This window comes from Peribacillus sp. NJ11 (assembly GCF_030348405.1).
Lineage (GTDB): Bacteria > Bacillota > Bacilli > Bacillales > DSM-1321 > Peribacillus.
On record NZ_JAUCFO010000001.1, the window covers coordinates 493,502 to 508,571 of the forward strand.

General features: G+C 34.8%; 20 protein-coding genes. 2 read left to right on the forward strand and 18 right to left on the reverse strand.

Annotated features, from left to right (window positions below; all coding sequences use genetic code 11):
* Nucleotides 1–176: 176 nt before the first annotated feature.
* From QUF86_RS02495 to QUF86_RS02555, 13 genes are all read right to left on the reverse strand, one after another.
* The gene (locus QUF86_RS02495) at nucleotides 177–581 is read right to left on the reverse strand and encodes a hypothetical protein (protein ID WP_289318042.1); all 405 of its coding nucleotides are present in this window, start codon (nucleotides 579–581) and stop codon (nucleotides 177–179) included.
* 150 nt (nucleotides 582–731) lie between these two features.
* Nucleotides 732–1,193: a GNAT family N-acetyltransferase gene (locus QUF86_RS02500; protein WP_289323647.1), complete on the reverse strand. Its 462-nt coding sequence runs from the start codon at nucleotides 1,191–1,193 to the stop codon at nucleotides 732–734.
* Nucleotides 1,194–1,410: 217 nt separating this feature from the next.
* Complete coding sequence (locus tag QUF86_RS02505) at nucleotides 1,411–1,728, reverse strand: GyrI-like domain-containing protein (protein WP_289333524.1); 318 nt, start codon at nucleotides 1,726–1,728, stop codon at nucleotides 1,411–1,413.
* Nucleotides 1,729–1,749: 21 nt separating this feature from the next.
* Nucleotides 1,750–2,037 (reverse strand): GyrI-like domain-containing protein, encoded by a 288-nt coding sequence (locus QUF86_RS02510; protein WP_289333525.1) that lies wholly within the window; start codon nucleotides 2,035–2,037, stop codon nucleotides 1,750–1,752.
* A 586-nt stretch (nucleotides 2,038–2,623) separates the two neighbouring features.
* Nucleotides 2,624–3,421, reverse strand: a complete 798-nt coding sequence (locus QUF86_RS02515) for a fumarylacetoacetate hydrolase family protein (RefSeq protein ID WP_289333526.1) — start codon at nucleotides 3,419–3,421, stop codon at nucleotides 2,624–2,626.
* 329 nt (nucleotides 3,422–3,750) lie between these two features.
* A complete protein-coding gene (gene coaA / locus QUF86_RS02520) occupies nucleotides 3,751–4,671 on the reverse strand; it encodes a type I pantothenate kinase (protein WP_289333527.1) in 921 nt (306 codons plus the stop codon).
* Between the two features lie 162 nt (nucleotides 4,672–4,833).
* The gene (locus QUF86_RS02525; RefSeq protein ID WP_289318047.1) at nucleotides 4,834–5,127 is read right to left on the reverse strand and encodes an RNA polymerase alpha subunit C-terminal domain-containing protein; all 294 of its coding nucleotides are present in this window, start codon (nucleotides 5,125–5,127) and stop codon (nucleotides 4,834–4,836) included.
* 324 nt (nucleotides 5,128–5,451) lie between these two features.
* A complete protein-coding gene (locus tag QUF86_RS02530; protein WP_289333529.1) occupies nucleotides 5,452–6,087 on the reverse strand; it encodes an alanyl-tRNA editing protein in 636 nt (211 codons plus the stop codon).
* Nucleotides 6,088–6,139: 52 nt separating this feature from the next.
* Nucleotides 6,140–7,216, reverse strand: coding sequence for a threonine aldolase family protein (locus QUF86_RS02535; RefSeq protein WP_289333530.1), 1,077 nt, complete (start codon nucleotides 7,214–7,216; stop codon nucleotides 6,140–6,142).
* Between the two features lies 1 nt (nucleotide 7,217).
* Complete coding sequence (locus tag QUF86_RS02540; protein ID WP_289318051.1) at nucleotides 7,218–7,661, reverse strand: MarR family winged helix-turn-helix transcriptional regulator; 444 nt, start codon at nucleotides 7,659–7,661, stop codon at nucleotides 7,218–7,220.
* A 311-nt stretch (nucleotides 7,662–7,972) separates the two neighbouring features.
* Nucleotides 7,973–8,596 carry an FMN-binding negative transcriptional regulator gene (locus QUF86_RS02545; RefSeq protein WP_289333531.1) on the reverse strand — a complete coding sequence of 208 codons (624 nt, stop codon included), beginning with the start codon at nucleotides 8,594–8,596 and terminating at the stop codon, nucleotides 7,973–7,975.
* A 23-nt stretch (nucleotides 8,597–8,619) separates the two neighbouring features.
* Nucleotides 8,620–9,138, reverse strand: a complete 519-nt coding sequence (gene paiA, locus QUF86_RS02550; protein WP_289333532.1) for a spermidine/spermine N(1)-acetyltransferase — start codon at nucleotides 9,136–9,138, stop codon at nucleotides 8,620–8,622.
* Nucleotides 9,139–9,163: 25 nt separating this feature from the next.
* Nucleotides 9,164–9,616, reverse strand: coding sequence for a MarR family winged helix-turn-helix transcriptional regulator (locus QUF86_RS02555; protein WP_289333533.1), 453 nt, complete (start codon nucleotides 9,614–9,616; stop codon nucleotides 9,164–9,166).
* Between the two features lie 116 nt (nucleotides 9,617–9,732).
* On the opposite strand from QUF86_RS02555, the gene QUF86_RS02560 reads away from it, so the two are divergent.
* A complete protein-coding gene (locus tag QUF86_RS02560) occupies nucleotides 9,733–10,377 on the forward strand; it encodes a YczE/YyaS/YitT family protein (RefSeq protein WP_289333534.1) in 645 nt (214 codons plus the stop codon).
* A 110-nt stretch (nucleotides 10,378–10,487) separates the two neighbouring features.
* Here the strand turns inward: QUF86_RS02560 and QUF86_RS02565 are convergent, their stop codons facing one another.
* From QUF86_RS02565 to azlC, 5 genes are all read right to left on the reverse strand, one after another.
* Entirely contained in the window at nucleotides 10,488–10,895 is a 408-nt protein-coding gene (locus QUF86_RS02565) for a YbaN family protein (RefSeq protein ID WP_289333535.1), read from the reverse strand.
* Nucleotides 10,896–11,065: 170 nt separating this feature from the next.
* Nucleotides 11,066–11,554: a GNAT family N-acetyltransferase gene (locus QUF86_RS02570; RefSeq protein ID WP_289333536.1), complete on the reverse strand. Its 489-nt coding sequence runs from the start codon at nucleotides 11,552–11,554 to the stop codon at nucleotides 11,066–11,068.
* 146 nt (nucleotides 11,555–11,700) lie between these two features.
* Nucleotides 11,701–12,159 carry a PaaI family thioesterase gene (locus QUF86_RS02575; RefSeq protein WP_289318058.1) on the reverse strand — a complete coding sequence of 153 codons (459 nt, stop codon included), beginning with the start codon at nucleotides 12,157–12,159 and terminating at the stop codon, nucleotides 11,701–11,703.
* Nucleotides 12,160–12,249: 90 nt separating this feature from the next.
* A complete protein-coding gene (locus QUF86_RS02580) occupies nucleotides 12,250–12,582 on the reverse strand; it encodes a branched-chain amino acid transporter permease (protein ID WP_289333537.1) in 333 nt (110 codons plus the stop codon).
* A complete protein-coding gene (gene azlC, locus QUF86_RS02585; RefSeq protein WP_289318060.1) occupies nucleotides 12,579–13,292 on the reverse strand; it encodes an azaleucine resistance protein AzlC in 714 nt (237 codons plus the stop codon). The genes QUF86_RS02580 and azlC overlap by 4 nt, the downstream gene beginning before the upstream one ends.
* A gap of 263 nt (nucleotides 13,293–13,555) precedes the next feature.
* On the opposite strand from azlC, the gene QUF86_RS02590 reads away from it, so the two are divergent.
* Nucleotides 13,556–14,944, forward strand: a complete 1,389-nt coding sequence (locus tag QUF86_RS02590; protein ID WP_289333538.1) for an aminotransferase-like domain-containing protein — start codon at nucleotides 13,556–13,558, stop codon at nucleotides 14,942–14,944.
* Nucleotides 14,945–15,070 lie beyond the last annotated feature (126 nt).

Consider the following 15,070-nt stretch of genomic DNA (forward strand, 5'->3'; position numbering starts at 1 on the left):
AAACTATACCGAATTAATCAATTTATGTTAAATTTTTCTTTTTATAGACCTTTTTTAAAACATTAATGTTGATTTTTGCACAAATAAAGAAGACCTCTTATTGTGGTCTTCTTTTTTTAATTTTCTTGAATTAATGCACCTGTTAGTTCAACAAGAAAAGGATTTCATAGATTAGTTTAACCTGTTACCACGTTTATTTTTGGTTCTTCACAAGAAATAACATCAATCGTGTGATTTAAGCAGAGAAACTGATAATGAATGTAATTTTCAGAGGGACATATATCTTCTCGTTCATTCGTGGCTATTTTTATATAATCCAAGTACCTTGACTTGGTATATAACCGAAATAGCTCTCCCTTTGATATTTCAGAATTATCTATAGAATATGAAAAACATTCATCGATAACAGAATATGAAATATATGATTCAAATTCTAATTGCACCAAAGGTAAATCGATGTTGAACGTGCTTCTATTAATAAGCAATTGTAATGAATTTTCTTTGGATTCTATTATTTTTTCCAAATAACTATATCCTTTCTCTTGCATCAATTCATTAAAATCCACTTCATCATCACTCATTCCTTAATTTTACTATTTAAATTATACTTCATTTCCCAGTCGTCTTCTTCAAATAACCTGACCCTTTAGTTCCATCCATAAAGAAAAAACTGCCTTTAAGACAGCACTGATTTTATGCCAACGCAACTGGTAGTTCCTTAAGAAACATAGTTATTTTATAGGAAGAAACCACACATCTTCTTCTCCATAGACATCTCCTGTGGGAAGAAAGCCAAAACGTTTATATAATTCACGAGCATTTTCGTTATCTTTAAATACGGTTAGACGAATTTCTTTACAAATGGTAAACCTATTTGCTATCCAATGAACCATCTCAGACAGTGCCGCCCTACCATATCCTTTACCCTGATAACTCTCATCAATTATGAATCCGTTAATCCAATACATATTCGTCGTATTTTCATCGTAAGCATGCATGATAAAACCGACCATTATCTCTTTGTCATATATGGCAAAGGGCAAATAAACAATGTTATCCCCGTCTGGTTTAATATAAACTTTGGCAAGTGAAACGGCTACTGGTGGTACAAAGTTACTTTGCTGTTTCTTAACTTTTAGTGCTAATGCCTTTTCCCAATTTTCTCTCGTAACACATTTCAAATGTACTTTCATAAATTTCACCTCTAATCATAATCTGACATTACCTCTTTATTAAATTCACTACTGACACTGAAATACCTTGTTGCACTAACCTGCCCCTTTAGTTGCAAAAGAAAAGGAACTACTGATCAGCTCCTGATAATGAAGTAAAGCACCCCCCTTTACTTTAAGTACACTCCTTCACAATCTTTGCTATATTAATATGCACGTTAGGAGTAAAGAGAGTATGCTATTCTATTGGCTTAACCTTATATCTCAAAACAGTTTTTAAGTTTGCAGGTTCAACTTTTCTAAAATCTGAAAGATATATTTCTCTATGTTGTAATGAAGTTCTTTCAAGATTATTATTTTTTATGAATTCATTCATTAATTTAAAACTTTGAGGTTCATCATCATATGGGCCTACATGAAGCATTTGGACAGATAAACCATCTTGAAATGTACCGAATTTTACATCATTTAGAAATGGATGTGGTTTCTTTTTTTCTACATTTTCAAATACTCTCTCTACTATTTCTTTTGTTACAAAATCTGGTTGTCTAATCATGATAGTATATAATAATTCATCTTAATTTAATGTATCTAATTTCTTTCCCTCTTCTGTTAAATCCCATATTCCTTCTAATGGATATACAGTATATTCAAAATATCCATCTGGAGTGTATCCTTGCTTCGGGTTCATTCTGACAGCATAAGCCAATGAATAAAGAACACCTATCTTTTCAGCGAATTCGTGTTCATTTGGATTTCCTTTTCCCTTTATCATAAAAAATTTCTGTTCTGGAATTGTTACAAGTTCAGATTTTTGTTTTGGGATATATAAATTCTTCTCTTGTTTTCTCCATTCGTATTTCATTAGTTTTTGTTCCCTTCTATATATTTTTTTATTATGTTTGATTACTACTTCAACGTCCTTCTAAATAAACCTTCTTCTTCAACAAACCTGCCCTTGTTAGTTCAATAAAAAAGGCGATTCCTAATTAAAGAATCGCATCCTAAAAATAATTATCGAAGAGAGTTATTGATCTTTTTTTTAATCCTTTAATTGTTATATGAATCAAATATAACAATAACAAACATCCAAATGGCCATATCCCATATTCTTCACTAGGAAGATATTTATCTAATAAATCATTCAAAATAAGATATCCTATTATGATGAAGATTAGACCTGTTGTGAAAAATATTTAAGAAGTTTTGATTTTTAATTTTTATTGAAATTCCTTGTTCCACAAAACTGCCCCGAAAGTTGCATAAAGAAAAAGCTGCCTTAGAGACAGCTTTGATCTTCGCTAATGCACCTGATTGTTTAATAAGACTTTACACATGAGAGTCATATTAATAACAAACAAAGCGAGATGATGCCCCTGTATAATTTAAATAAGTCGGCTCATCTATTTATGACTATTTTCTTTTTTGGTTATTAAGAATGCAGGCACGCCCTACTGGACACCATTACACAACCGACCGATATTCTCGACTTCAACAACGACCTCATCCCCCGACTTGATCGGGCAGCTGCCAGATGGTGAACCCGTGGCCAAAATGTCACCTGGCTCCAGAGTCATTACCTGCGAAAGCCAGCTGATTAAATACGGAATGCTTAGAGACATTTCATTGGTATTCCCGTCTTGGACAACGCGGCCGTTTAAAGTGGTCACAATCCGCAAATTGGTAGGATCTACCCCGGTAACGATGCACGGCCCCAAAGGTCCGAACGTATCAAATCCTTTGCCCCGAGTAAACTGTGGATCTTTTTTTGTAAGATCTCTTGCTGTGACGTCATTAAATATCGTGCAACCAAACACATAATCAAGCGCATCTTCTTCTTTAATGTTCTTTCCGCGCTTTCCAATGACCAGGGCCACTTCCCCTTCAAGCTCCACTTGGTTGGTTAGCTCGTTTGGAGGAAGTATAATATTCTCCTTGTCTGGAATAAGCGAAGATAATGGCTTTAAAAATAGAAATGGTTCTACAAGGTTTGCCTCTCCGCCCGTTTCCTTCGCATGACCTGCATATGTCCAACCGAAATTAACCACTTTAGAAGGTTTTACAGGTTCCAAAATTTTCACGTCACTATATTTCAGCTCTACCCCGTCATACTTTATTTCCTTGTTAACAAGTTCAGCAAAACTGCTAGACAGTTGTAATATCATCTCATCCTCAACAATACCGTAATGTATGTTGCCCTGTTGATTCTGATAGCGAACTATTTTTTGTGTTTTTTGTAGTACATGCATGATGAATAAACTCCTTTGATGAATAAGATATACTTACCTCAGATAATATAAAATTCGGCTCTCCTCTACTATAGTAACATGTCTGTTCTTTTACGTGAAAAAAGAGCTGCGTCGCAACTCCGTCTTCAACTTAAGCACCATTTACTTTAAGTACATTTCTTCACAATCTATATCTATATTTAATTAACACTATAGAGTATGTCAAGAAGAAGCTTGTTCCAGTAACTCTTCACAGTTATTTCGTATTTGTTCTTTAATTTATAGTTACGGTACAAATACCTGTTTCCTTATTCATTGATATAGCATCGACTTATTATTAACTAAAATTATCATTTTCGCAAATGTATATTTTCAACCTTATGATCTGATCCTTTTTTTAAAACTAGATTTGCCCGTCCTTTTGTCGGAAGTATATTTTCATGTAAATTTTTCAAATTAATTTCTTCCCAAATTTGAGTCGCTAATTTAATGGTATCTTCTTTAGACAAATTAGTGTAACGATGAAAGTACGATTCGGGCCTTTGGAACGCTGTCTTTTGAAGTAGAAGAAACCTTTCAACATACCACCGTTCAATGTCGGGTACGTCTGCATCAACATAGAGTGAAAAATCAAAAAGGTCACTGACGAATACTTGATTTTCTTTGTCAACTTGAAGAACATTAACACCTTCCACTATTAAAATATCTGGATTACAGATAGTCTGGATTTCATTTGGCAAAATATCGTACGTCAAATGTGAGTAGATTGGAACTTCCACTTTATTTTTTCCTGCTTTTACATCTCCGATAACATTAATTAGTTTTTGAGTATCATAACTTTCAGGAAACCCTTTTCGTTTCATCAGTCCTTTTTCTTCTAAGAAATCATTTGAGTACAAAAAACCATCTGTAGTGACAAGACCTACGTTTCTATGATTATCCCATCTAGATAATAATGTCTGAAGTAACCTTGCTGTCGTACTCTTTCCTACAGCAACACTCCCTGCAATTCCAATGATATACGGTACTTTTTTTGCATTAGTTTTCAGAAAGGAAGATGTAGCCGTGTTAAGCTGCTGAGAAGCTTCGACATATAAATTAATTAAACGGGTCAAGGGCAAATAAACCTCTTCCACTTCCTGAATGGATATTTCTTCATTTATTCCTTTTAAGTTATCCAATTCTTCTTCAGTTAAAGGAAGAGGAGTATGGTTTCGTAAAGATGCCCACTTTTTTCGATTGAATTCAAAATAGGGAGTATAGGAACTCATGATTTTTCATTACCTCACTTTTTAGAGTTTTAACAAGGAGGGTGTCCATAAAATTCAGGAATGCGATGTTCCTAATCCCTTATTGACGTAATGCCCCTGTGACTTGAGGAAGAACTTGAAATATGCTCAAATGCATTCCTGTAAGTTTACTCATTCTTGTGTTTAATTTTTGAATGATAACCCATTTGTCTCCAAAGCAGCCCTTAATTTTGGTAAAGAAGCTGGTCCCATACCGTGAAATTTCAATATCTCTTTTTCACTATATTTTGTTAGCTGTTGTAAAGAGGTTACCCCATTGTGTTCCAATGCTCGTCTGGCTGGTGCCGAGAGTAGTGAAAGAAATCCGTCTTCAGGTTTGCGTTCTTGCTCACAAACCGGGCAGGTCGGACAGTCGCTGGATTTATAGTATTTGTGTCCTTCGTCGCAAGTCCTTAAAGTTTTTTTTGAAATTGTCATTATTAATGTCTCCTTTTCTCTCAAGAAATTTCCCAGCCATACTTTCGTCAATCTGCTCCAATTTCCTTTTACTCTCGTCGGTTTAAGACCAAATTCTATTAAGAATAATTCTATTGCACAATTCATTCGTCACGAATTATATACTCTTTTTCATTTAGCTTATATATTAACAAACCATTCATTTTTATTAAACAGCTAACCTCTGCCACGACTTTTGCATAACCTTCATTATTAGATTGAGCACCAGTTAATGAAAATACCCTGTCCGGTGCTTAAAGATGTTTATATTAGTAAATTTTCGGTAAAGAGAAGGGATAGTGGAACTTAATCCAATAGTTTAATTTTAATCCTTTTTTTCGTGGGAGCTTTTTGTTGAATCTTCATAATGGAAAAGTCTTTAATTTCATTTGTGTTGTTAACGTGGGTTCCGCCACATGCTTGCTCATCAATATCATTTATTTGAACGATTCGAATTTGGTTAAGAGAGGCTGGAAGTAAATTAATGACCGTTTTAATAAACCCTTCTTTTTGCTCTGCTTCAGTCCTGCTAATTGTTTTCGTGTAAACATTATGGGGGTGTGCCAGTATCTTCTTTATCGATTGTTCTAATGAATCAAATGGTATTTCTTCCATTATTTCAGGAGAAAAAGACAGCTCTAATCTCGCATGATCTTTTTCAATTTGACTGCTTGTAGCTAAAGCATTGTAATGTTGAAATAAATAACCTGAAATGACATGCAATAATGTGTGGTACTTCATATTCTGAAACCGCCAGGACCAGTCAATTTGCATCTCTACTGTTTGATTAATGTCCTGTAATGGATGTTCTAGTTCATGAATTATTTCACCATCTATTTTTTTTACTGTTACTATTTTATAGGTTTCATCACCTTGTTTAATAACCCCTCGGTCACAAGGCTGCCCACCGCCACCAGGATAAAAAATCGTTTGATTAAACACAACAAATCAATCTTGTATGGAAACAATATTTGCCGAACATTCTTTTAGATAACTATTCTCTAAATATAACTCTATCGAGGCCATTTTTTTCTCCTTTAGTTGCCTTAATATCCTCTACCAGCATTTCAACATGTTCTTTTTTCGTAGCCCAACTAGTACAAAATCTCACAGCACTGTGTGTAGCATCGACTTTTTCCCAGAAGGAGAATGAATACTTTTTGCCTAATTCCAAAATTACATCTTCCGGCAAAATGGGAAACTGCTGATTCGATGTAGAATCATATCGTAATGAAAATCCATTTTCAACAAACGCTTCTCGAATCATGATTGACATTTCGACTGCATGATTAGAAATTTCATAGTATAAGCCATCTTCAAATAAGGTTTCAAACTGGATTCCCAAAAGTCTTCCTTTAGCCAGTAATCCTCCCTTTTGCTTGATGAAATATCGGAAATCCTTTTTCAGGGCATCATTCATGATGACTACCGCTTCACCAAACATTGCACCAATTTTCGTTCCCCCTATATAGAACACATCACAAAGCCTTGCAATATCCGCCAAGGTTAAATCGCTGTCTATTGAAGCCAAACCATACCCTAATCTAGCGCCATCCAATACCAATGGCAAACCACATTCCCGGCAAACTTTACTTAATGCTTCCAATTCGACTTTACTATAAGTCGTTCCATTTTCTGTAGGGTTAGAAATATATACCAAGCCTGGCTGTACCATATGCTCATGAGTAACATCATTCCAGTGAGCATCATATAATTCTTTCACCTGATCAGCTTCAATTTTCCCATCATCACTCGGTAAAGTAAGTATTTTATGACCAGTGGCTTCAATTGCTCCTGTTTCATGTACTGCGATATGACCAGTAATTGCAGCCACTGCACCTTGATGCGGCCGCAAAATTGAAGCGATGATAGTTGTATTCGTTTGTGTTCCTCCTACTAAAAAGTGTATATCGGCATTCGCAGCATCACACTCTTTTCGAATGTAAGCTCTCGCTTTTTCACAGTGTTCATCCACTCCATACCCGGGTGTTTGTTCTTCATTGGTTTCTATTAATCGTTTCAGAATTCGCTTATGAGCACCTTCTGTATAATCATTTTCAAAACGTATCATCCTATACCCTCCCCAAACTATCCAATTTCTTCTGAATGAACATCATAGAAGCATGGATTTCTTTTATTTCATTTTGTGATAATCCTTGGAATAACCTCACTATTTGTTCATCGGATTTTTCATTAAGCTGGTTAAAAAGTGTCATCCCTTCAGGAGTCAACCGAATCAGGCTAGTTCTGTTATCCAAGGTCGAGTTTTCCTTCATAACCAGTCCATCTTTACTTAACTTGTTAATTATTCTGCTCATATAGCTGCGATCAATTTCCAGTTTATCAACTAAATTATTTGCTATACACTGCTCCATCAAACCGATTTCTAAAATTACCCGTGCCTCAGTGAAAGAATATCCGGTATCCAAAATATGCTTATCCAATACACCAAGTATATTCGTATAAAATCTATTGAATTGCCGTATATCAGCAATGGTATTTTTATTTATATTCATTATAGACATCCTTTTTAGTGGACTTTATCCACTAATACTTTAGTGTGATTAGTGGACTTTGTCAACTTTTTTTCAATAAACTTTGAAGGATCAATCGATACCACTAGTTTGACCAATTTAAAAAATTCACTTTAGAGCTTGCAACACCTGCTGCAATCAAAAAAGGAGCTGCCGATAAGCAGCCCCAAACTAGTTGAACTAACGCACTCTTATATTAAGTAAAATTTTTCACAAATGAAGAGAAGTTGCCAATATGACAGCTCTGTTCCGTTCTTTAATTCTTGCATCTGAGGGTTGAATAAAAATTGGGCTTATATGTGATTTTTTAATTTCTTTTCCATCAGTTCTGCCATTTGTTTCGAATCTGGATTTCCTTCATTTTGTAATTTATCAATGATGTTAATATAATCCATTTCATTTCGGTTCTGACTTAATTTATAAGCAGCCTGAATGTCTCCCACCTTAATCTTAAATCCAACTATGCCTTTCAGTTCACTTTCTAAGAGAAGAGGAGAAAGTTTATCCCATAAAACAGGATTTTCACGATTTTCTTCATATTTTTCCAGCATTATTGCTAATTCTTCTATTAATTCATCTTTCCCTAAAATGCTTGCTTTACCATATACATGGACGGCTTGATAATTCCATGTTGGAACTTCTTCATGCCCATACCAAGAAGAAGAAATGTAAGCGTTCGGTCCCTGAAACATAACAAGCACATCTTCACAGGTTTCAAATGTTCTCCACTGAGGATTTCCATAAGCCATATGCCCAGTAATATAGTAATCATCACCTTTTTTATTTAACCCCAAAGGCAAATGAGTGGCAATCGGTTTTCCTTGTTCTGTTGTGACAATCGTGCCAAAAGAGTTTTTTTGAACAAAACCCCAAATTTCATCAACATTTTTGACCTTATAATATTTTGGAATATACATAATAATCCACCTTTCAAAAAAAGTTATGTGAGTGTTTTGGTCATTATAAGGTCCATTTGTTCTTCATCACCCATATAAAAGGAGTGGGCTCCAGTTTGAACAAACCCCAGTTTCTTATAAAAAGCGATAGCATTTTCATTTTTTTCCCATACACCTAGCCAAATTTTATTTTTTTTACCTTCCATCGCAATTTCAATAGCTTCATTTAGCAGATATTTACCAAGCCCATGTTTTTGAAATTTTTTCTTTATATAAACCCTCTCGATTTCAAGTGATTCATCACCCATTTCTTCAGACTGAGCATCATCGGTATTGACCTTTAAATATCCAGCGACTTCATTATTAAAATAAACAAAATAGAATTGCGAAGAAATATTGGATAATTCATTTTCTAATTGTTTTAAGTTAAATGCCCTTTCCAAATAGGCATTCATATTTTCGGGTGAATTCTGATGCTTAAATGTCTCATTAAATGTTTCATAACTAATTACGTGAAGTTTGCGTGAATCTTCAAGGGTACATTTTTTTATATTTAAAGTCATTTAAATATGTCACTCCTTTATATAATCAATAAGTTCTCTTGTTTCCCTTTTTTACAAATTCCCAGTCTTTTTCTATATTTTTTCTTACTCTTTGAAGAAGATTGAAAATGGTTTCGACTTCTCTTTCGGAAAATCCCTCTAATGCAACGATATTGGAATAATCATTTTCTCTTTTTATAAAAGGATAAACATTTTTCCCTTTCTCTGTTGGAGAGAGTTTTTTAATTTTTTTGTTATGTTTATCTTCTTTCTTTTCAATAAAGCCATTAATTTCAAGTTTTTTTATTGCACGAGCTGCTGTTGTTCGATCTACTTTTATCATCTCAGCTAACTTTTCTTGAATGATTCCCGGGTTTTCACATATTCGCACAAGGTACAAATACTGCCCTTTTGTAAGGTCATGCTCTTTAAATTCTATATTACTTATAGAATCCAATGCCCTTGCAATCATTCCTATTTCACGAAGAATTTCCTTCATAATTAACTCCTTAGTACATATTTTTGTTGCAAATGCAATAAAATAGGCATATATTAAATTTAACTTAACTTTGTTGCGTTTGCAACAAAAAAATAATGATAAAGGGGTCGAGTAAAGTGAAGTATGTTTTTTATGTATTAGGAATTTTAATATTAACGCTTGGTATTTCTTTCACTATACAATCAGACCTTGGAACTTCCCCTTTTGATGCACTTTTAGTAGGACTGTCCATAAATGTGGGGCTTACTGTGGGTAGTTGGGAAATAATAATAGCATTAATATTGATATGTTGTAATTCATTTTTAAAAAGACAAAGACCAGAAGTTTTGGGTTTGTTAACAGCATTTATAACAGGTATTGGTATTGATACGTGGCTTTTTTTATTGCACAATTTGATAACACCTGAACTATGGTACAGCAAAGTTGTTTGTTTTGGAATCGGCTTAGTTTTTATAGGATTAGGAACTGCAACATATTTACACACAAATTTTGCACCGATTCCAGTTGACCGGTTAACATTAATCATACAAGAATTAACTAGAACAAATATATTTTTTTCGAGAACATTCATTTACCTCGTATTCTTGATAATGGCAATGATTTTAAATGGACCAATTGGCATTGGAACTTTATTAACCGTCTGTTTAGGGGGGCTAATACTTAATTACTTTATGTCATTTACTGAAAAAGTATTAGACCGGATATTAACACACTCTAGTACATCACCAAATTATGATAAAAATAAAAAGCATTCAATATAGAATGCTTTTTATTTTTCTTGTTCAACTATCCTGCCCCATTTTAGCTCCATAGAAAAAGAGCTGCCGCAGCAACTCTCTTGATGTAAGGACCCGTTACTTAAAGAGGATTTTCAAAAAGCGCTTTGTTTCTTACTTTTTCGGTCAATTGTCTTAATTTTTTTAATGAAATAATAATGTTTGTAGAGGGCGAGCACTACCAATAAGATTTTCACTAATAGGATGTCCACATAAAATACAGAAATTACGATGAAGAAGTCGGCAATTAAATTGATTCTGATTTTCTCTTTTCGAGTCATACCTCTTTTTTGCAGGAATGCTTCAACGTATTTTTCATATAATGAGGTGCTTTTGAACCAGTTTTCAATCGACTTGGAACTTTTAGCAAAGCAAAAAGCAGCAAATAAGTAAAACGGACCGCCCGGCAGAACTGGTAACACAGTCCCTGCAATACCAATCACAAGAGATATGGATCCAAGAAGAAAAAATAGGATACTTTTTACCTTTTTAATTGTAATCACCTTTTTATTTATATTCTATTCCCTTTTAACGTAAAGAGGAAGTCTAATTGATTCAAAGTAGCTTCCCTTTTTCTTCTTGAACTAACCTGCCGTTAGTTGCATAAAGAAAGAACTGACTTTAAAACAGCTCCGATCTTCAGCTAACGCATCCGATAGTTTAATAATCTCATTTAAATTCGGAAGGATTGAACCAAACATTCTTCATCATCGACAATTTTCTTTTTTTCTTCAAACTCTATATTCAGCGCACTAAAAACCCTTCTCCAAAATATAATAGCAGGAATATTCTTAGCTAATTCAACAATATAGTAACTACCCTTTTTTTGTTTAAACAATTCCTTTAATAATGAAATGGCAATACCTTTTCTTCTATGTTTTTTCAACATAAAAATATCATTAATACTGTAATCACAGTCCTTTTTTAAAAATGGCCTTTCTAAAAGTAATAAAAACCCTACAATTGTCTTATCTTTTATAAAAAAATATGGTGTTACCCCTTCTTCCTTCCAAATTAATTCAAATGAATCAAATTCAAATGAACCATCTGTTGATATGTCTAAACCATCGGTATACTCTGAAAGGTCATGTAAATAAAGGGAATATAAATTCTGAAGAATATGCTTTTCATCATTGGAAATGGGGTTTAATGAAACAGTCATTGTTATACCTCTTTTACAATTAATTAAATTCTCACTTAATTTATTTCTACATGATTTTCATTTGTCCTTCTTGAACTAACGCCCCGATAGTTGCATTAAGAAAAAGCTGCCTTAAAGACAGCTCTGATCAATAACTATTAGACTACTTAATCTTGTTCATCAAGTTCAATAAAATAATGATCCTTACGATATGACACTGCCTCCATGGTTGCTATCAGGTTTTGCTCATGCAAAACGTCTATTCGATAAAATCCTGTCCGATAGTTTCGTTTAACTTCCGTTGCACGGGCTACTATCTTATCTCCGGGTTTAGCTGATTCAATAAACTGGATTGTTGTCGAGAGTCCTAAGGATGTTTTTCCATATGCATTACAGGCTACCGAAAAAGCATGATCTGCTAAAGCATAAATAACTGCCCCGTGTACAGTTCCATATGCATTTACCATATGGCTTTGCACTTCTAACGTTGCTTCTGCAGTACCTGCCTCGAATTTTGTTAACTGAATGCCTAAAGACTGAGCATACGGATCGTTTTTTACTTGCTCATGAATTTGTTCATAGTGTTTTTCATAAATGTGATACTCATCCATTTTCTTTTTCACCATTACCTACCCCTTTGATTGAATATTTTACCCACCACCATTGAAATAAGAAATGGAAATGCGAGATGGAACAAGTCAGTACCAATATGATTTTTAAAAAACCAATTGAACCAACATCATGTAGACAATCGTTCCCCCTCCTATGGAAAGGAGCATCATTTTCTTCCAAAAGTGAAGCAGGGCAACTACAGCCACCGCAATAAATTCAGGGATGCCGTGACTTCCGGATTGTATGCTCACATCCTTTAAACAATAAATGACCAAAAGCCCAATTACCGCGGATGGCAGTATTTTACCGAGATACTGAACATACTTCGGTGTGGGTTTACCGGATGGGAAAACGATGAATGGAAGAAACCTTGTAAGCATTGTGCCTAAAACAACCATCGCAATCGTAATGATTTGCTGTGTTAAGTCCATTGTCATATGGTCTTGACCTCAACTTTCTCTAATGGCTTTCTAAGTAAGGTGAGTACCCCTAAAATTGCAAACATAGCAGGGATGATGAAATTGTTTCCACCAAAAATAATAAGGCAGACAGCTGACAGCCCAAGCCCTGCGAGAGCACTATGATGGTTTTTCTCTTTCATCCACTGTTCAATGAAAATTACCACAAAGAGAGCAGTCATAACAAAATCGAGTCCTTCTGTGTTGAACTTGACAAGTGATCCAAAAATGCCACCTATCGCTGCTCCTATGACCCAATAGACATGATTAAGCAGTGTTACAAATGTCATAAACCAGCCCTTGTCTACATTCTGCGGAACATCAACCGTACAATTGATGGAAAAAGACTCATCGCAAAGCCCATAAATCAGATACAGCTTTTTCTTCCCGGTCCCTCTATACTTATCAAGCATGGAAATGCCATAAAACAAATGTCGTGCATTCACCATTAAAGTTAGAAAAAGGGCGTTAATCGGATTGAATGCGACAAGCAATAAATTGGCTGCAATAAACTCCATTGATCCTGCAAATATTGTTAGACTCATCAAGATCGGGTAAATCGCACTGAAACCTAATGAATTCATATAGATTCCATAAGCTATTCCCAAAAATAAAAACCCTGCAAAAATGGGGACTGTATATGGAAAAGCCGAACGAAATGCCATCCATATTTGTTTTCTTTTTTTCATATGATCCACATCCTGAACTACTAATTTGATACTAAATTTAACATACAAAATCCATACAAAAAATAAGATAATTGTATGGATTACAATTATCTTCAAATTAATAAAAGCCCCCATCTTGATGAAATGGGGGCTTTATTTGTTCTACTTCTTCTTTATGCAATATGGACTCTTCTAGATTCACATTTTTCAAACCATACATTTTATCATTATAATTCCGTACAATAATGATATTATTGTATGGAATACGATAGTAGAGGTGCAGTATGCCAGTAAATTCATTTGACAATTATCCAATGTCTTGGAAACCTGATAAGAAAGCATTAAAGCGTCCTTTTTATAAATCTCTTGCATCATTACTTGAACAAGATATAACAAATGGTTTTTTAGCACCTGGAACAAAGTTACCTCCGCAACGAGAATTGGCAGATTTTCTTGACTTAAACTTCACCACGATTACCCGTGCCTACAAAATATGCGAGGTAAAGGGATTAATATATGCCGTTACTGGAAGCGGAACCTTTGTAGCTCCTAATGCCACTCGTTCTATAACCATTTCCGCGGATAAAACGGCAAACAGCATTGATCTTGGTTTTGTGGCATCTTTTGAGCAAACCAATGATATTGTTACAGAAACTATTCAAAAAACGGTGAACAAAAGTTATTTGGAGAAGCTACTGAATTACAACGATCCGACCGGTATTCCACATCAAAAAACAGCAGCTATAAACTGGATGGAATCTTTCGGCATTCACGCGGATCAAGATCATATAGCAATCGTTTCAGGTGCCCAAAATGCATTGGCCATTGCCTTGGCTGCTTTGTTTGAGCCTGGCAATAGAATTGCAACAGACTTATACACATATTCAAACTTTATCGAGTTGGCAAAGATGTTCCATATTAAGTTAGTGCCCATTCCCGGAGACCAGTTTGGAATGCTGCCGGACGAACTTGAAAAGCAGTGTTGTCAAATAAATATTGACGGCATTTTTCTAATGCCCTCTTGCAACAATCCAACCACAATCATGATGTCAGATATTCGAAAGCAAGAATTGGCTGCGGTCATCCGCAAGCATCGTTTAATTTTGATTGAGGATGATATTCACGCATTTTTGACGGCAGGCATTATCTCCGATTACCGGCAGCCGATGTTCCATTTACTTCCAGGACAGAGCGTTTATATTTGTGGAACCTCTAAGTCAATATGTTCTGGATTAAGAGTTGCCTATATGGTCTATGGGGATGCATTTCGCGAGAAAATTCCCCAGGCCATTTTTAACATAAATGTAAAGACCTCTTCTTTTGATGCAGAGATTATCACAGAGCTTATCCTATCAGGAAAGGCTCATGAAATTGTTTCTCGAAAGAAACAGCTTGCACAAACTGCAAATGATATTTATTCGGAATATTTTCCTTTAAGAAAGGATGTTGGACATCCTCTCAGTCTTTATCGTTGGCTTCCAATTAAAGGACATAACGATGCGTTACAGCTGGAATCGGATTTGAAAAGGCGCGGTATTCGAGTTTTTCATTCCAATCGTTTTCAAAGCGGGCAGACCACCCCTGATATGTATTTGCGTATTGCACTTTCTTCTACAAACTCATTTGATGAGTTAAAAATAGGATTAGGAATATTAAAACAGTATCTCGACTGATGCATCAGTTTATAGCCGACACCAATATCCTGAAGGTGTCGGCTCTTCAATTATAAAAAATTGTCCTGAACTTAATAATCCTTTTTAATATGATTTTATATATGAACCATTCTGCCCCGTTAGCTC